This window comes from Prochlorococcus sp. MIT 1304 (genome assembly GCF_047305015.1).
GTDB lineage: Bacteria > Cyanobacteriota > Cyanobacteriia > PCC-6307 > Cyanobiaceae > Prochlorococcus_A > Prochlorococcus_A marinus_E.
In genome coordinates this window covers 31,417-49,690 of record NZ_CP138974.1, presented here as the reverse complement: position 1 = coordinate 49,690, position 18,274 = coordinate 31,417, and the positions used below count along the sequence as shown (strand labels likewise).

Below are 18,274 nucleotides of genomic sequence, written 5' to 3'. Positions count from 1 at the left end.
TAATTATTTTTAGTTTTTCATAATTTAATATCCTTTCGGATTTAATAGTTTCCATTTCCATCCATCAATACACATTTCTTCAATATCTCTCTTAGGGCACCAATTTAATAGTGTTTTGGCAAGACAATTATCTGCGATTGAAATAGGTACATCACCCTCTCTTCTTTCAGCAAATTCATATTCAATATTTACATTATTTACTTTGGTAAACGTATTAATTAATTCAAGAACTGAAACTCCTACACCCCTACCAAGATTTAAATTAATTAAATTCCCTTTATTTTTTGACATTAAAAATTCAATTGCTTTGATATGCCCTTCAGCAAGATCCATTACATGTATGTAGTCTCTAATTCCAGTGCCATCATGAGTAGGCCAGTCATTTCCAAATATAGAAATTTTTTTTATTTCTTTTGAAGCGGCTTTGATAATTAAGGGGAAAATATTAGTTGGTTTATTTAAAGGGCTTTCTCCTATCTGGCCTGAGTTATGACAACCAATTGGATTAAAGTATCGTAAATTGGCTATTTTCCAAGAATTTGGGTTGCTTTTATAAAGATCATTAAGCAATTTCTCAATCGCTAACTTTGTTTCTCCATATGGATTTATGGGTGATTTTATAGAAGTTTCTTTAAATACCTTTGACTCAGATTTACCATATAATGCTGCAGTGCTACTAAATATAATTGAATTACAATTGTTATGATGCATAGCTTTCAAAAGATTTATAGTTCCAGTTACATTATTTTCCCAATATGAAATAGGATCAGATATGGATTCTTTAATGTTTTTTAAACCTGCGAAATGAATTACCCCATCAATTTTTTCTTTGTTAATCTTGTATTTTAAAAAGATATTGTTTATGCATTCAAAATCACGTAAATCTCCTTTTACTATTTTTAATCTATTTGAAAAAAAATTGTTATCACTAATAAGAATTTTTTTAACTCTTTCTAATGAATTCAAAGAACTGTTTATAAAGGAATCAATTACTACTACCTTGTATCCAGATTCTAAAAGTAGCAAACATGTATGACTTCCAATAAAGCCAGCACCGCCAGTGACAAGAATTATTTTATTCACTCTATTTCAAAATTAATAAATAATCTGTCTCACTAGTTTATAGTATTATCTTTAGGATTAAAAATTTTTAATTCATTAATGAAACCTATAATTCCACTCAAACTCATAAAGAATATTTGGCAACATTTATCTGATAAGAGAAAATATAACCTTTTAGTAACTATTTTTGTGATGCTCTCTGCAGCAATTTCTGAATTAATATCTCTCACAGCGGCCCTTCCTTTTTTATATGTAATAAGTTCTAAACCTGAAAAAATAATAGAAATTAAATTCTTAAAATATATTTATGAAATTTTTGGTATAACAAAACCAGAAGATTTTCTTATACCGGTTATCATTTCTTTTATATTTTTTGCAGCTCTTTCAGGAATATTGCGAACTTTGAATTTGTATTTAACAACAAAATTATCTGCAACAATTGGAACGGACTTTAGCGTAAAATCATACGGTATTTTACTAAACAAACCTTTTTATTATTACATAAATGAAAATTCCTCAAAAACCATTACATCCTTAACAAAATATATTGATGAGTATGTTGCTGTTATTTATGCAATTTTAGAAATCTTTACTGGTTTGTTCACCTCTATTTTTTTGATTGGAGGGATCTTATTTGTTAATTCATATCTAGCTTTAATAGCGTTATTAATTTTTGGTTCTGCTTATTATTTATTATCAAAAAATATCAATAAAATACTTAGAAGAAATAGTTTAGAAATTGCAAATCTTCAAACTAAACAAGTTAAAACTATTCAAGAAAGTGTAGGTTCAATTAGAAATATAATTATGGATAATTTTCAGAAATATTTTACTAAAAATTATTTTTATATTGATTATGGCATGAGAAACAAAATGTCTCAAAATCAATTTCTTACATATTTTCCTAAGAGTATTTTTGAATCAGTTGGATTAATTTTTATTGCTATAATTTCTTTTTTGTATTCAAAAAATTATTTACAAAATGTTGATTTGGTACCAGTATTAGGAGCTCTTGCCATAGGTTTACAAAGGTTACTGCCATCTTTGCAGAAGATATATTCATCTTGGGCATCACTTAAAAGTTATGGTGAAGGTGCTAACAGAATATTAAAAATATTAGAAGATTCAAGATTTAATAATTGTGTAAAAGAAACAAAAAAGGATTTTTCTTTCCATAAAAAACTTGTTTTTGAAAAAGTTAAATTTAAATACTATGCATCACAATCTTATGTTAATTCTGAAATAAACTTAGAAATTTGTAAAGGAGATAAAATCGCAATAATTGGAGAATCTGGTTCTGGAAAGAGTACTTTTTTAGATTTAATAATGGGTTTGCTAGAACCAACAAAAGGAAAAATATTTATTGATGACAAGAATTTATTTTTAAACAATCTTGTACCTTATTGGCAAAATATAATTTCTCATGTTCCGCAGGAGATTTTTCTTGCTGATGCTACAGTCCAAGAAAATATTGCAATTGGAATACCTAAAGAAAAGATAGATTTAGATCGTGTTAGTAAATGTGCAGATTTGGCAAAAGTTTCTGGTTTTGTTAAAAAACTACCTAATAAATATGAAAGTGTAGTAGGGGAAAGAGGTTCAAAGTTAAGTGTAGGACAAAAACAGAGGATAGGTATTGCTAGAGCATTTTATAAAAATGCAGAAATTCTAATTCTTGATGAAGCTACTAGTGCTCTTGATAGTAGAACTGAAGAAGATATTCTAAAAACTATAAAAGAAATAAATCCAAATACAACTATCATTATGGTTACACATCGATTAAATACAATAAATAAATTTGAAAAAATAATAAAGATTGATAATGGTAGAGTTCAATATATAAATAAAGAAAATATTTAGTGTAAAAATGAAAAAAATATTATTAGATATTTTTTCAGAAAATAAAAATATTATTTATATTTTAGCAATAATTACATTATTTTTTGCGCATTGGCTAAATATAAGAATTATCTTCTTAATATTATCCTTTTTCCATGTAATTAACATATGTACTTTTAAAAATAATTGTACAATTAAAGAAAAAAAAGTTTATTATTTTTCAATAATCTTTTCAGTTTTTACTATTATTTTTGTAAGATATATAATCTTTTTAGATACTGTAGTCGACTATAATTATAGCGACCGTATATCTACATATTCTTTTTTAAATTTAGATCGAAATAACCTTAGATTATTATTAGTATTTCTAAATCCTTTTATTGTATTATCATCCTTTATTGCTTTTAAAAAGATTTCTTTAACTAATATAAAAAAAATTGCTTTAAGCTTCTTTTTGATTTCAACTCTTACAATTTTATTAGAATTTATTGGAATTAATTTTTTAAATATTTCAAATAACATAATACCAACATATAAAGAAAATATTGCATTTACTAATACTTATTTTGGTTTTTATATACCTTTTGGATTGACAGGAAATGCTGCTGCAAACGGAGGATTAATTTTATTATCTATGATCTTACTGCATGAATTAAAATTAATAAATAAAAAGATTATTGTTATTTTTATTATTTCAAGTTTATTTACTATAAGTGGCCAAGCATTTTTAGTTAACTTATTTTACCTTAATTACTTATTTCTAAAAAACAATAATCTTAATATTGACTTAAAAACTCGAATTTTTTTAATTTTGTTTTTTGCTTTGATTATTTATTTTTCTGCCTATCCAATTTTACAACAAAAATTAGAAATTAATTATATAAAAAATGTATTATTTGATAACGCAAGATTACAAGATATATTTAATCTTGAACTTAAATATAGGTTATTTGGTCAATGGGGAACAAACATTAATAATGTAAAAGAAGCAACAGAGTTATTTTATATTTATCAAATTAAAGAGTTTGGATTAATTTTTTCACTTTCTTATTACTTGATTATATATTTTCTTTTTAAGAATACTAAATATTCTTTCTTTGTCTTTTTTATCCTTTTTGCCTCAAATCTCCACTACCCCATATTATTAGCTTTTGAATCTTGGCTAATTATTATATTTATTTACTTTGCTTCAGAAAAAAGATTTATTGAAAAGAAAGGTGTTCTAAAAAAAAATTAAACAGTTTAAATAAATAATTCATTTTATATTCTTTTCAAATTTCATAAAAATAATTTATTAATAAGATTTTATAGTTAGATTTAATAATGCTTTATGATAAGATAAATCGTTTTAAATCATTATTTGATCTCAATTTTATTAATTTTAATTGGGATTTTGCATTGAATATTTTTGCATATGAAGTATGACTTTGTTGCACTACTCCCAATGAAGGAGCATTCGGAGAGAGTAAGTAATAAAAATATAAAAGTTCTGCACGGTAAACCATTATTTTTTTACATAGCTGATACTTTAAAAGATTTAGGTATATTTTCCAATTTGGTCATTAATACTGATAGTAATAAAATTTCAGAACTTGCTAAAGAAAGATATGGAGATTGGGTTAAAATACATAAACGTCCTGATTATCTAATAGGTGATAATGTTTCAATGAACAAAATAATCTCATACGATGTTGGATTATGTGGAGAAGAAAAATTTTATTTACAAACACATAGTACTAATCCTCTTTTGAGATCTAGTTCTTTAATGAAAGCAATAAATTATTTTAAAGAATTATTCATAAAAAATGAAAAGGCGAGCTTATTTTCGGTTAATAAAATTCAATCTAGACTTTATAACAAAGATTTAATACCCATAAATCACGATCCTGCTATATTACAAAGGACTCAAGATTTAGAAGATATCTATGAAGAAAATTCTTGCTTTTATATTTTTAGGGGAAAAACTTTTTTTAGATTAAATCATAGAATTAGCGACCAACCTTACGTTTTTCCCCTTTCAAGGAATAGCAGGGAATATTTAGATATTGATGATTTATTTGATTGGAATTTGGTAGAAAATATTTTAACAATTACGAATAAATGAAAAACTTTTATAAAAATCAAAAGTCATTTGATATTTTGAGTCCAAGAAAATTATTCTCTCAAATAAACAATTTAAGAGAAATAAAATATTGGAGTAAAGTACTTAATAGACCTAATGGCTGGCATTATGATTTAGATATTATATGGATACTTAACAAATTAATTGAGTATGATATTAAACCAGGTGGATGGATTCTAGATGCTGGTGCAGGTCAAGGTTTGCTGCAATTTATACTTGCTTCCAGGGGTTATAACGTAATAAGTTATGATTATTCAGATAGAGACGTTCTCTTTAGAGCTAAAAGTATCTTTCAGATTACCAATGAAAAAAAAGAGATAGAATTTAAACATAAATATATGGCGAATATTAAATATGCGCCCAAGAATTCAAATATAAACAGTATTTTTTCATATATAAAAAGATGTGGTTTAAAAGTTTTTTTAAAAAATGGATTTGACTGGCTAGTAAATTTTTTAATTTTTTGTTACGAATTTATATCTAAGAGAAATAAAAATTATGGCTCAATAGTAATGCGTAGGGGAAGTTTTCAAGATTTATCAAAATTTAATTTTAAAGTAGATGCAATTGTTTCTTTATCAGCTATTGAGCATTGTGATAAGGAACAAATTAAAGAATGTTTAGAGCAGATGTTTAGAAAGGTTTCGAAGGGCCCTATGTTAATCACAACAAGTATTAATTCCTTGACAGAAGATAGTTATGAGAATTATTTTTGCTCATGGACTTTTGGAAAAAATTCCTTATTAGAACTTTTTAATGTTTCAGTTCAAGAAAAAGAAATAGATTCAGTGCAAACAGAAATTCAAAAAAATAATTTGTTTTGGAATAGATTAGATTCTTATTACTTTCAAAGAAAAGATTCATATTTCTATAAAAATAAAAATGTTCCATATGTTCCAATTGGAATTGATTACTTTAATAAGTATTAGATTTAATTAAAAATTCATAAATTTTTTTGCTTGATTAAAAAGACTTCGTAAAATTTTCCTGGACTTTTCATAATATAATATCCAAAATATTATTAAGTTTAAAAAATTAGGAAATAACTTATTTGATAAAAAATAGGAATGTATTATTTCATTATCAGTTGAATAAAGCATTTTGTAATTTTCATTTCCTGTACTGAAATCAAATTCAATACTGTTTTTATTTGCAATTTTAATGGCATAATACATTAAAATTTTTCCTGGTGATTCCAAGGTTGATTCCCTAGAATAAGAAGGTTGATAATAGCAAAATTTGTCTTTACTTTTGAAGGCTATTAGAATTGATTGAAGACTTTTGTTAATAGCTAGGATATAGATAACTATATTCTTCGAATAATTTTTAATTAAATACTCAAGTAATTTTTTATATCTTTTGTTTTTAAATGGATTTCTATTATTTGTAGAATTATATTGCAAAGACTTTAGTATTATGTGATTCTCTAAATGAGATAATTTTTCATTTGGAAGTTTAATTTCAATACTAGAAAGATTGTTTTTAGTAATGTTTTTTGTTGTTTTTTTTATAAACTTTTTTTTCTTTAAGAAGAAATCATCATATTTTTTTGCATCAATAAAATATCTGATCGAATATCTCCACTTTAGTTTATACATTAATTTATTAGATAAAGAATTAATTAATTTATTATTGCTGCCAATTGAATGAAAAAAAATATCGTATTTGGATAATATGTTTTTTAATATATATTTTTCAAATTCTTTGTGATTAATTTGTCTGCTAAAAATAATACCATCGTAGTCTATAAACTCGCTACCATGTACAACTAATGTATTTGAAGAATTGAATTTTTCTAGAGGCAATATCGCTGCAATGTTATTTTTTTCATATAAGCAAATTATTAATGGCCAGTAATTCTTTTTAAATTTTTTATTTATATGGTAAATAGAGTTATGAAAAAATAAAGAATTAAAAGCATTGCATATTGAATTTTGCTCTAAATTTAGCCAACAACTTATAAGTTCTGAATTAAAAGAGTCAAATATTTTATGAGTAAAAATCATAGCTGAAATTATTTCATATTTATGAATTGTTTGATTTTATAAAATAAGTTCATAGGTGAATATGATTTTTTACAAATATCAAATAAAACAAAATTTCTTCTTGGGGAAAAGTTTAAAGTATGAGGACCGTAAAGTTGACCATCTTTATAAATAAATTTTTTGATTATTTCTGTTTTTTTAGTTTCGCTAATTAAATATTGTTGGACTCCATCTCCATATGAATTATTATTTAATTGCGTATTGGCAATTATTTTTGAATCTATACAAATAAACTTGCCAGCCATTCTTCCTTTAATTGGTTTAAATTTTTTGTTTTCTTTATTCAAATAAATATGATCTTTCTTGAATTCTAATTGACCAAAGCAATAACTTATTTCAGGCTTTAATTTTGTTGATGCAAATAAAAATATTTTTTTATCTATTTGAAGTAATACTGGATCTATCAACTTTTCTATAAGATTATTTTTAATATTCACCCTATGCAATTTATTTAATTCAATTTTATTATTTTTAACTAATTTTTCATACTGATACAATACTAGACCATTATCGATATTACTTTGAAAAGATATAAAATAATTGTCGTTTATATTGTATTGAAGAGGAAATGAAAAATGATAACTTTTATCAAGGTTTAATTTGTGATAATAGTTTTTTTTTATATTATATAAAAATATACAACCTAAAAAAGTTTTTTTGCATATACTCTCAATTAGAATATTTTCTTCATCTAAAAATGAACCGTCTGCAGTCATTAAATAACCAGAAGGAGCATCAATTCTAAAACTCTTTTTATTATGAATAATATCATCGATATTAAAATTTAAATCATTAATTTCGCAAATATATGTTGTCCATACTTTCGCTGATAATTTTGATAAAAAACTCATATTCTTATGAAATATAATGAAAACAAATTATTGTTAGAGTATAATTCTTCGCTATTTTTTGTCCATTCATCTATTCTGAGTTCACCAATTGGTTCTGGCCATTTGAAAGTCTGATTTTTATTTATTCTAATATGTTTATGATTAATTAATAACTCTCCAAAAGTTAAATAGTTAAGATCTTTTAATTTTCTGGGAATTTTTAATTTCTTTAAAGATAAGAGATTTATGTATTGGATAATTTTAAATCTTCTTATAATGCTGCAAAAAATAATACTTATTAAATCAGCACTCACATTATTAGGCATTTTACTTGAGAAGATATTTTTCTTGTTTGATTCGAAATTGATTTTATATTGAAAGTCAATTATTGGTAAATTCATTAGATTTAAGATACTTCTTAAAATCTTTAGAAAACTAATTGTATTGCTTCCAAGATTAAGGAAATTTAAAGTTATTTTAGTCTCAATTAATGATCCATTTACATAAGCGATACAGCCATTATTAAGATAAAGAGATTTTTTTATAGAGTAAACTTCTGCATCTGCTTTTGAATATAAGCGATTGTTTAATGCTGGGAATAAATGTATTGAATCAATTAAAACTTTGATATTTTGCTTTTGAATAAAATTTATAATATTTGATAAATCTATTTTTTCATTGAAATATTGAACTAAAATAATTAACTTAGTCTTCTTAGAAATTAATTTATTTAAATCGGAGATTTTAGGTTTTAGATTCTTGTAAACAGTATAAGAATTTAGATTAAAATTTTTAGCTAGTGTATTATTAATATCTTCACAATAATAATCTGGCTTAAGAATTTGATCATCCTTTTTCAAGCCGAGGCCATTTATTGCTTTTAAGATAGCCCAGCTACCCGAACTGAAGTAAATAGTATTCATAATAATATTTTATTGGTTGAATTGATAATTAGAATGCTTATAAAATGTAGTATTATTAATATTAATATTTTTTCTAATTGGTGCCGATATTTTCGATCATAATACCTTGTTTTAATGTTGAAGATACAATTGAGCAGACTATAAGTTCAGTTCTTAATCAATCAATAAAGAAATATGAAGTAATAGCTGTTAATGATGGTTCTTCTGACAAAACATTAAATATTCTTAGGAGCTATGAATGCTATGAATTTTTTAAGATAATAAATCAAGAAAATCTTGGATTAGGCGCCGCAAGAAATACTGGGATAAGAAATGCTATTGGAGAATATATTTCTCTCCTAGATGCTGATGATATATGGACAACAAATCATCTTGAAAAAATTAACAATTTTATTGAATTAAATAATTCAGAAATAATTTCTAATGATGAAATTATTTATAAAGAAAATAATAAAATATCCTACTTAATAAATAAACCGCCTCAAGATTTATTAGAACTTTATTTAGGTGGTAATACTCTTTCTCCATCTGCGATTACGATAAAAAAGAATATTTTTGATTCAGTAGGACTTTTCATCGAAGATAAGAATTTATTAGGGCTAGAGGATTGGGATTTTTGGTTAAGGACCTATCAAAAGGGAAAAATGATAGACCATTTAGATATTCCTTTGGGTATCTATAGAAGAGATATAGAAAACATGAGTAAAGAAGACTCTTTTCATAAAAAAACATTAGATATTTATAGAATATATGGCCAAAAATTATGTTTGAGTGGAAAACTTACTGAAAATGACTATCTAGTAGGTAAAACTTTTCTTGAATTTCGTAGAAACGTAAAAAAATTTTTAATTACAAAAACTCATTTTCTTTCATTAATAATTTTCTTTATTAGAAGAAAAAGTTTTTTTCTAACTAAATTGATGATTTCTTTAATTACAAGGTTTATTTATAGACAAATTTCAATTAATATGAAGAATCTTAAAATGAAAAAAGATTTAAAATGCATTGTAAAAGAATTGTTGTAACTGGAGGTGCAGGATATATAGGCTCTCATTTTTGCAAGACAGCATTTTTAAAAGGGCATAAAACTTTTGTAATTGATAATTTAATTACAGGCAATTATGATTTTATAAAATGGGGAGAATTCTACAAATTAGATATAAGAGAAGAGAGCTCTTTTAAGGAGTTATTGTTAAAAATTAAACCAGATTATTTAGTTCATTTTGCCGCTTCTGCTTATGTAAGTGAATCAATATTTAAACCTCTTGATTATATTTCTAATAATATTGATGGAATGAGATCAGTTTGTAAGATATGCTCAGAAATTAAAATACCTATTGTATTCTCCTCTTCTTGTTCAGTATATGGTGAAGCAAAAAATGTTCCAATTAATGAGTCAGAACCACTTAATCCTTTAAGTCCTTATGGTGAAACAAAACTATTTTGCGAGAAAATATTGAAGTGGTGCTCAAATGCTTATGGTTTGCGATGGGTATCTCTAAGGTATTTCAATGCCGCAGGAGCGGATGAAGACCTTGAAATAGGTGAAAAACATGATCCTGAAACACATATAATTCCCTTGGCTATAAGGGCCTTAGGTGATTCTGGCGAAACGCTAAAAATATTCGGAAGAGATTATGATACTTTTGATGGAACAGCTGTAAGAGATTTTATTCATGTTATGGATTTGGCTTCTGCCCACTTAAAAGCAATAGAATATTTAGCTGAAGGTGGAATGTCAAACATTTTTAATTTAGGAAGTGGTAATGGAACAAGTATTAAATCAATTATTAATGGATTAGAGAATATTTCATCAAAGCAGGTCAAATTAAAATACTGTGAAAGAAGAGAGGAAGACCCATCCTGTTTATTTGCTGATATATCTAAAGCAAAAAGTATTTTGAATTGGCAACCAGAATTTTCAAACTTAGATAATATTCTTAGATCAGCATGGAAATGGCATAAAAAATTAAATGTAAATTTCTCAAAATGATCTTTTATAAGTAGATTTTTTATCAGGTTATATTGTAGTTTAAATAATAATATCTGAGCTTTTGTGAAATTTGAAAAGCTATTAGTTTATGGTCCTGGAAGTATTGGCCTTAAACATATAAATGCAGGAAAAAAAATAAATCGGTTTCTGAAAATTGGAGTTTTACGTTCAAGGGAAATTAATGGAGATGATTCAGAAAAAAATAATTGGTTAGAATTTAAATCTATAAGAGAAGCTATTTCTTGGTCGCCAGACTTAATAATTATTTCAACGCCGGCTAATTTGCATTTAAGTCACATAAAAGAATTTTTATTATTAAATATTCCTATATTGCTTGAAAAACCTATAGGTTGTGAACAAGATAATCTTGAAGAATGGATTTCTTTAAATAAGAAAAAAACATCAACAATTTCTGTTGGATATCAATTAAGGTTTGATCCATGTTATTCAATAATTAGTGATATTCTTAAGAAAAATGGTATAGGAGAAATATTTTCTTCCCACTTCTTCTGTGGCTCATGGCTTCCAAATTGGCGTGAGAAAGATTATCGAAGAACTGTTTCAGCTTCAAATGAACTTGGAGGAGGAGTAGTATCTGAATTAAGCCATGAATTAGATTTGTGTTTGAGTTTATTAGGGCCTATAAATGTTGAATGGTGTAAAAAAAATAATAGTGGAATATTAGATATAAATTGCGACGATAATTTACATTTAGTGGCATCCTCTAATAAAAGTTCAAAAATTATTATTGATTTGGACTTTTGTACTTTTTCGGAGAGAAGATTTATTTTGATGAGGGGAATAAAAGGGGAGATTCTATGGGATATAACAAAAGGGAAATTAATAAAAAAAGATGATAAAGGTACTCAAATTTTAAAAAATTCATCTCGTGATTCTCAACTTATGCTTGTAAACCAAATTAAGGATATAATAAATAAAACAAATTCTTCAGAATCTATTGGGTGTTCACTAACAGAAGGGATATCTGTTTTAGAACTCATAAAATTAATAAATAACAAATGTAACTTATGAGTAAAGACTTTTACGCCTTTATTTTTGCAAGAGGTGGTTCAAAAGGAATAACAAAAAAAAACCTTAGAAAAATAAATGGTATTTCTTTGGTAAGAAGAAGTATTGATTTGGCATTACAACTTGATAATGTTTTAAAAATATTTTTATCAACAGATTCACAAGAGATAGCAAATGAAGTAAATTCCTTAGATGTAGAAGTGATAAAAAGACCTTATGAGTTAGCTAAAGACGAAACAAGTGAAATTTTAGCTTGGAAACATGCTATTAATGTGGTCGAAGAAAAGTTTGGTAGTTTTGATAAGTTTGTCTCAATTCCACCAACATCTCCCTTGAGGAGCTTAGAAGACGTAAAAAATATTATGTTTTTATTAAATGCTAAATTTGACTTAACATTAGGAATAACAAAGTCAAAACGAAATCCCTGGTTTAATATGGTCAAAAAATCTGAAGGAAATCAAGTAACAAAAATCTTTAATGATAAGAGTTTTTCAAGAAGACAAGATGCTCCATTAACATTTGATTTGACAACAGTTGCCTATGCTGCGCATACAAGTTACGTTATCAATTCAAAGAATTTATTAGATGGAGTTATTGGAGGCTTAGAAATACCAGAAGAAAGATCTTTAGATATTGATACGGAAATTGATTTAAAAATGGCCGAATTCTTTTTAAATCAGTGATTTAATATGGAAGATTTTTTTTCATTAAGTGGCAAAACTTTTTTAGTTACTGGAAGCGAAGGTTTAATTGGCTTGGATTTATGCAAAAGACTATTAGAGGCTGGTGCTGATGTAATTTCTTGTGATTTAAAAAGCCCAACAAATACTTCTAATTCAGATAAAAATAGTTTTTTTGAATGTGATTTAACGACGAATAAAGGTTTAAGAGAGTTCAAGGATTTTATCAGAAATTGTGGGGTAAAAATTAATGGTTTCGTGCACTGTGCTTATCCTAGACCAGAAAGTTGGGGTAAATTATTTGATGAGATATCTCTTGATGAAGTCAGTTTGCATTTAAATATGCAATTAAGCTCTTCTATAATTTTATCAAGAATAATTTGCAACTATTTAAAAATAAATGGAGGGGGCAGTCTTGTAAATATTGCATCAATACAAGGTATAGCTGCACCTAAGTTTCATCACTATCGTGGAACAAGCATGAGTTCTCCCATAGAATATTCTTGTGTTAAATCTTCAATAATAATAATGACTAAATGGCTTGCTAAATATTTTAAAAATTCTAATTTAAATATTAACTGTGTTAGCCCAGGAGGAGTATTGGATAAACAGTTAGAAATTTTTCAGAATAACTATAAATCAGATTGCAATAATATTGGCCTACTTAAACCAAAAAATGTTTCATATCCTATTTTGTTTCTTCTCTCAGATCAAGCAAAAGGTATATCTGGTCAGAATTTAATAGTTGATGATGGGTGGTCTTTATGAATAAAAATAGAAAAGTATTAGTTACTGGTGCAGATGGCTTTATAGGATCTCATTTAACGGAAATGCTTGTTAGAAAAGGGTACGAAGTTAATGCTTTCTGTCTATACAATTCATTTGGATTGAAAGGTTGGTTGGATTTTGTTGCGCCTGAAATAAAAAATAATATAAATTATATTTTTGGGGATATTAGAAATTATGACTCCATTTCAAAAGCAGTAAAATCAAATAATTTTGTTTTTCATTTGGCAGCATTAATTGGAATTCCATATAGTTATACTTCTCCGTCAAGCTATGTTGATACTAATATCAAAGGAACTTTAAATGTTTTAGAAGCTTGTCGAAAATTTGATATTGAAAAACTCATCCATACATCAACTTCTGAAACTTACGGTTCTGCTCAATATGTTCCAATTAATGAAGAACATCCATTAGTAGCTCAATCCCCATATGCCGCAACAAAGATTGCAGCAGACCAATTAGCTTTAAGTTTCTTTAAAAGTTTTAATACTCCAGTATCTATTTTAAGACCATTTAATACATATGGTCCTCGACAGAGTTGCCGAGCTGTAATACCTTCTATAATTCTGCAAATCCTTGAAAAAAAGGAATTTATATCATTAGGATCTTTAATGCCAACAAGGGATTTCAATTACGTAAGTGATACCTGTGAAGCCTTTGAAAAGATTTGTATAAGTAATAAAACTACTGGACAAATTTTAAATGCAGCAAGCGAATATGAAATTTCTATAGCTGATACAGTTAAAGAAATTTCAAAAATAATGAACTCTAAAATTTCAATTATAAGTGACCAAAAAAGATTAAGGCCAGATAAATCTGAGGTAAATAGACTTTTTGGTGATAGTTCAAGGCTTCAAGAACTTTCAAATTGGAAGCCAAAATATAAGGGTTTAGATGGATTTAGGGAAGGTATTAAAAAAACAATTGATTGGTTTATAAATAATAGAAATAACACCCTTTATTCTGATAATAATTTTTCTTTATGACGAATATTATTTTTTGCAATGAGATTGTAGATGCAATAGAAAATGTAGTAAGAAAACCAAATCAAAGCAACGATATTTTGTTGCATGAGCCATATTTTAAGGACAATAAAGCATTAGATTACGTAAAAGATTGTATTGATAAAGCTTGGGTTAGTACATCAGGTGATTGGGTGACAAAGTTTGAAAATAAGATAAAAAAAATCACTTCTTCACAAAATGCTATTGCGATTACAAATGGAACTGTTGGATTAAGATTAGCTCTTTCCTTAGTAGGAGTAAATAAAGGAGATGAGGTAATTATGCCGCCACTCACATTTATAGCAACTGCTAATGCGATTGCTCATTTAAATGCAACTCCACATTTTGTAGATATTGAGAAAGATACTCTAGGTTTAAATCCGGAAATACTTTCTAAACATTTAAAAAATGTAGCAGAAAAGAGAAATGGAGTTGTTTTTAATAAAATTTCAGGAAAAAAAATATCGGCAATTATAGTTGTCCATGTTTTTGGAATTCCCGCAAAAATAAACCAACTTATTAAAGTAGCAGATGAATGGGATTTGCCCGTTATTGAGGATGCAGCAGAAGCTCTAGGAAGTAAAGTTAAAGGTAAAGATTGCGGGACATTTGGGACTTTAGGCGTATACAGTTTTAATGGAAATAAAATAGTTACTACTGGAGGAGGAGGAGTCATAGTTACTAATGATAATATTTTAGCTAAAAAGGCAAAACACTTGTCCACAACCGCAAAAATGGAAGATGATAATGGGAATATAATTCATGATCAAATAGCTTGGAACGATAGAATGCCAAATATTAATGCTGCACTAGGTTTTGCTCAGTTGGAGGTTTTTAATGAAAGATTAAAGCTTAAGAGATTGTTAGCTAAAAATTATATTGAGAGTTTTAAATCTATTAAAAATATCAATGTCCTTCAAGAAGAAAAATCTTCAGAATTTTCAAACTATTGGCTTGTAACTTTGATTTTGGATAAGGATTTGAATGATATCTCCTTTATTCGTAATACAATTATTAATTTAGCTAAGGACAGAGGGATCCAATTAAGACCATGTTGGCAATTAATTCATAAAACAGAAATGTACAATAAATGTTTCAGATCTAATTTAGATATCTCTGAATCTTTATCGAAATTAATTATCTCTTTGCCAAGTAGTCCTCAAATTGTTATTTAATGAAAAAAGTAGTTCTAGTTGGTGCAGGAGGTCATTCAAAATCAATGATAGATTTAATTTTAAGTACAGAAATGTGGGAAATAGCTGGAATTGTTGGTCTTGAATCTGAACTAGGTCAATCAATATTAGATATCAAAGTAAAATGGACTGATAAAGACTTGCAAAGAATTTCTAAAGAATATAAATATATAGTTTTAGCAATTGGTGAAATAGGGTCTGCTCGAATGAGAGTAAAAAAAATTAATGATTTAAAGTTATTAGGTTACAAATTGCCTACAATTATTTCTCCTAATTCATACGTTAGCAAATACTCCAGAATTGAGGAAGGATGTACAATAGGACATTTTGCTATAGTTAATGCAAATTGTAATATTGGAAAGCATTGTATAATTAATACTCAAAGCCTGATAGAACATGATACTCATATAGGAGACTTTTCTCATATTTCTACTTCGGTTACTGTTAATGGAGGTGTTAAAATTGGCCGTGAAAGTTTTATAGGAAGTAAAGTTATGATAAGGGAAGGTTTATCTCTTCCGAGGGGTACAATAATAAGTGCCGGTAAGAGAGTAATGGGATGGCCACTAAAGTAATAGCTGAAGCGGGAGTAAATCATAATGGATCTTTAGATTTAGCTTTAAAGTTAGTTGAAGAAGCTAAATTGTCTGGAGCTGATTCTATTAAGTTTCAGACTTTTAAAAGTGAATCCCTCGCTAGTTTTTCTGCCCCTCTAGCTCAATATCAAAAAAAATCGAATTCTTATAAAAGTCAAATAGATATGCTTAAATCTTTAGAACTTACGGATAAGGATACAAAAAGAATTTTTAGTTTTTGTAATGAAATTGGAATAGAGTTTATGTCATCTCCTTTTGGGGTTGATGAATTACATTTCCTTTTAGATTTAGGAATGCTTTCGATAAAAATACCTTCTGGAGAAATTACTAATTATGCTCTCATTAGTGAAATAGGTAAATTCATCTCAGAAGGAAACATTAATGTTTTATTATCTACCGGTATGTCTAGTTTAGGGGATATTGAGGAAGCTTTATCTCTTTTAAGATTTAAAGAGACCCTAGAAAGAATAACAATAATGCATTGTGTAAGTAGTTATCCTGCTCCAAATAAAGACTTAAATTTAAAAGTATTGAGTACTTTGCAAAATTGCTTTGGTTGTAAAACAGGCTATTCGGATCATAGTGAAAATATAATTGCGCCGATTATTTCAATTGCACTAGGAGCATCTGCAATAGAGAAACATTTAACTCTTGATAAGGACCTGCCTGGTCCCGACCATAAAGCGAGTATTACTCCTAAATTATTTGCAAAAATGGTTAGTGATATAAGAGCAACGGAGGTGATGTTAGGTAACAGTAGAAAAGAAACAAAAGAAAGTGAAATTGAAAATAAATTAATAGCTAGGAGATCAATAAGAGCCTTTAATAATATTCAAAAAGGTTCTTTAATCACAAAAAAAAATATAATCTTTCAAAGACCAGGTAATGGTTTAAGTCCAATGGAAATAGATAAGGTTATTGGAGCAGTAGCATCCAAGGATTATAAAGATGGAGATCTAATATTAGATCTTAATTTAAATGAAATCTAAAATAGCTGTTTTTACTTCTACGAGGGCTGAATATGGTTTATTAAGGAATCTATGCAAATTATTAGATTCTGAAAAACTATTTCAACTTATAATCATTGTTACAGGAACACATTTAGAGGATGAGTATGGTTATACATGTGACCAGATTAAAAAAGATGGATTCTCTAATCTTGAATTTATTCACCTATCAATTAAGGGAGATAAAAATGCTGCTGAAATCACAGCTGAGTTAATAACAAAAATATCTAAGTTTTTTGAGGATTTCAATCCTGATTTTTTAATAGTCTTGGGTGATAGGTATGAGGCATTAGGCGCTGTTTATTCGGCATTTTTAAAGAAAATAAAAATTATACATTTGCATGGTGGAGAAGTTACTTTTGGCTCTCTGGATAATGGGTTTAGGAATGCAATTAGTCAATTAGCCAATCTTCACTTTACTAGTTTAGAAAAACACACAAAGAATTTACTAAATATGGGCGTAAATAAGAAAAATATATTTACCGTAGGGCCTATGATCAAAGATTTATTAAATTGCCATGAATCAATTACTCATAGTCAATTCGAAAAAAAACTTAATTTCAAATTTGATAAATTTAATATAATTCTGACATTCCATCCAGAAAGTTATATTTATGATTATGGTCTTGAGAAGTTAAAAAATATATTTAGAGTGATTCTTGAATTAGAGGCAAATGTACTTATTACATACCCAAATATAGATGAAGGTGGGGAAATAATTAAAACTGCTTTAATTAGATTTTCAGAGCGTAATAGTGATAGATGTTTCCTTTATAAATCTCTTGGCTCTGATTTATATATTTCATCTTTAAAGTTATTTGATGTAGTAATTGGAAATTCCTCTAGTGGAATTATTGAGGCACCATTGATAGGAATACCTTCCTTAAATATTGGTGAAAGGCAAAAAGGAAGATCAACTTTTGGTAAGGTGTCCAATCTAGATGGATCATATAAAGAAATGTATGAATCACTTAAAAAAATAAAGGAAGGGAAAACTCCTCTATCTCAACCAAGGAATTTACAAATAGAAAGAAAATTACCAAGTTATGAAATAATTAAGATACTTAAAGAAATAATTAACTAAGTTTGCAAATTAATATGATAAAAAATTTACTCAATAAAAATTATAAAAATTTATTTAAAAATAATCAATCTTACAATATTT

General features: G+C 26.8%; 18 protein-coding genes. 14 read left to right on the top strand and 4 right to left on the bottom strand.

The annotated features are described in order from the left end of the window. Positions 1–24: 24 nt before the first annotated feature. Positions 25–1,083 (bottom strand): UDP-glucose 4-epimerase GalE, encoded by a 1,059-nt coding sequence (gene galE, locus SIB45_RS00265; RefSeq protein WP_011863356.1) that lies wholly within the window; start codon positions 1,081–1,083, stop codon positions 25–27. A 78-nt stretch (positions 1,084–1,161) separates the two neighbouring features. Here galE (SIB45_RS00265) and SIB45_RS00260 point away from each other — a divergent pair, with 78 nt between their 5' ends. The 4 genes from SIB45_RS00260 (at position 1,162) to SIB45_RS00245 (ending at position 5,952) form a co-directional block, all read left to right on the top strand. Next, complete coding sequence (locus tag SIB45_RS00260; RefSeq protein ID WP_011863355.1) at positions 1,162–2,922, top strand: ABC transporter ATP-binding protein; 1,761 nt, start codon at positions 1,162–1,164, stop codon at positions 2,920–2,922. Between the two features lie 433 nt (positions 2,923–3,355). Then, on the top strand, positions 3,356–4,138 hold the full coding sequence (locus SIB45_RS00255; protein ID WP_011863354.1) for a hypothetical protein: 783 nt from the start codon (positions 3,356–3,358) through the stop codon (positions 4,136–4,138). 177 nt (positions 4,139–4,315) lie between these two features. Further along, the gene (locus SIB45_RS00250; RefSeq protein WP_041484714.1) at positions 4,316–5,005 is read left to right on the top strand and encodes a cytidylyltransferase domain-containing protein; all 690 of its coding nucleotides are present in this window, start codon (positions 4,316–4,318) and stop codon (positions 5,003–5,005) included. Then, on the top strand, positions 5,002–5,952 hold the full coding sequence (locus tag SIB45_RS00245; protein WP_011863352.1) for a class I SAM-dependent methyltransferase: 951 nt from the start codon (positions 5,002–5,004) through the stop codon (positions 5,950–5,952). Before SIB45_RS00250 ends, SIB45_RS00245 begins: the two co-directional genes overlap by 4 nt. Positions 5,953–5,958: 6 nt before the next feature. Here SIB45_RS00245 and SIB45_RS00240 read toward each other — a convergent pair whose 3' ends face one another. The 3 genes from SIB45_RS00240 to SIB45_RS00230 are packed head-to-tail and all read right to left on the bottom strand — an operon-like array spanning position 5,959 to position 8,821. Continuing rightward, positions 5,959–7,029: a GNAT family N-acetyltransferase gene (locus SIB45_RS00240; protein WP_011863351.1), complete on the bottom strand. Its 1,071-nt coding sequence runs from the start codon at positions 7,027–7,029 to the stop codon at positions 5,959–5,961. 8 nt (positions 7,030–7,037) lie between these two features. Then, entirely contained in the window at positions 7,038–7,919 is an 882-nt protein-coding gene (locus SIB45_RS00235; RefSeq protein ID WP_011863350.1) for a hypothetical protein, read from the bottom strand. Beyond that, a complete protein-coding gene (locus SIB45_RS00230) occupies positions 7,916–8,821 on the bottom strand; it encodes a PLP-dependent transferase (protein WP_011863349.1) in 906 nt (301 codons plus the stop codon). Before SIB45_RS00230 ends, SIB45_RS00235 begins: the two co-directional genes overlap by 4 nt. Before the next feature lie 80 nt (positions 8,822–8,901). On the opposite strand from SIB45_RS00230, the gene SIB45_RS00225 reads away from it, so the two are divergent. From SIB45_RS00225 to neuC, 10 genes are all read left to right on the top strand, one after another. Further along, positions 8,902–9,846 carry a glycosyltransferase family 2 protein gene (locus tag SIB45_RS00225; RefSeq protein ID WP_011863348.1) on the top strand — a complete coding sequence of 315 codons (945 nt, stop codon included), beginning with the start codon at positions 8,902–8,904 and terminating at the stop codon, positions 9,844–9,846. After that, positions 9,822–10,814 (top strand): UDP-glucose 4-epimerase GalE, encoded by a 993-nt coding sequence (gene galE / locus SIB45_RS00220; protein WP_011863347.1) that lies wholly within the window; start codon positions 9,822–9,824, stop codon positions 10,812–10,814. Before SIB45_RS00225 ends, galE (SIB45_RS00220) begins: the two co-directional genes overlap by 25 nt. A gap of 63 nt (positions 10,815–10,877) precedes the next feature. Continuing rightward, positions 10,878–11,846, top strand: a complete 969-nt coding sequence (locus tag SIB45_RS00215; protein ID WP_011863346.1) for a Gfo/Idh/MocA family protein — start codon at positions 10,878–10,880, stop codon at positions 11,844–11,846. Further along, positions 11,843–12,526 (top strand): acylneuraminate cytidylyltransferase family protein, encoded by a 684-nt coding sequence (locus SIB45_RS00210; protein WP_011863345.1) that lies wholly within the window; start codon positions 11,843–11,845, stop codon positions 12,524–12,526. The genes SIB45_RS00215 and SIB45_RS00210 overlap by 4 nt, the downstream gene beginning before the upstream one ends. A 6-nt stretch (positions 12,527–12,532) precedes the next feature. Then, positions 12,533–13,291 (top strand): oxidoreductase, encoded by a 759-nt coding sequence (locus SIB45_RS00205; RefSeq protein ID WP_011863344.1) that lies wholly within the window; start codon positions 12,533–12,535, stop codon positions 13,289–13,291. Beyond that, positions 13,288–14,295 carry an NAD-dependent 4,6-dehydratase LegB gene (locus SIB45_RS00200; protein WP_011863343.1) on the top strand — a complete coding sequence of 336 codons (1,008 nt, stop codon included), beginning with the start codon at positions 13,288–13,290 and terminating at the stop codon, positions 14,293–14,295. The genes SIB45_RS00205 and SIB45_RS00200 overlap by 4 nt, the downstream gene beginning before the upstream one ends. Then, complete coding sequence (locus SIB45_RS00195; protein WP_011863342.1) at positions 14,292–15,488, top strand: LegC family aminotransferase; 1,197 nt, start codon at positions 14,292–14,294, stop codon at positions 15,486–15,488. The genes SIB45_RS00200 and SIB45_RS00195 overlap by 4 nt, the downstream gene beginning before the upstream one ends. Beyond that, positions 15,488–16,081, top strand: a complete 594-nt coding sequence (locus SIB45_RS00190; RefSeq protein ID WP_011863341.1) for a NeuD/PglB/VioB family sugar acetyltransferase — start codon at positions 15,488–15,490, stop codon at positions 16,079–16,081. The genes SIB45_RS00195 and SIB45_RS00190 overlap by 1 nt, the downstream gene beginning before the upstream one ends. Continuing rightward, positions 16,066–17,091, top strand: coding sequence for an N-acetylneuraminate synthase family protein (locus SIB45_RS00185; RefSeq protein ID WP_011863340.1), 1,026 nt, complete (start codon positions 16,066–16,068; stop codon positions 17,089–17,091). Before SIB45_RS00190 ends, SIB45_RS00185 begins: the two co-directional genes overlap by 16 nt. Continuing rightward, positions 17,081–18,193, top strand: a complete 1,113-nt coding sequence (gene neuC, locus SIB45_RS00180; RefSeq protein WP_011863339.1) for a UDP-N-acetylglucosamine 2-epimerase — start codon at positions 17,081–17,083, stop codon at positions 18,191–18,193. The genes SIB45_RS00185 and neuC overlap by 11 nt, the downstream gene beginning before the upstream one ends. Positions 18,194–18,274: the final 81 nt, after the last annotated feature.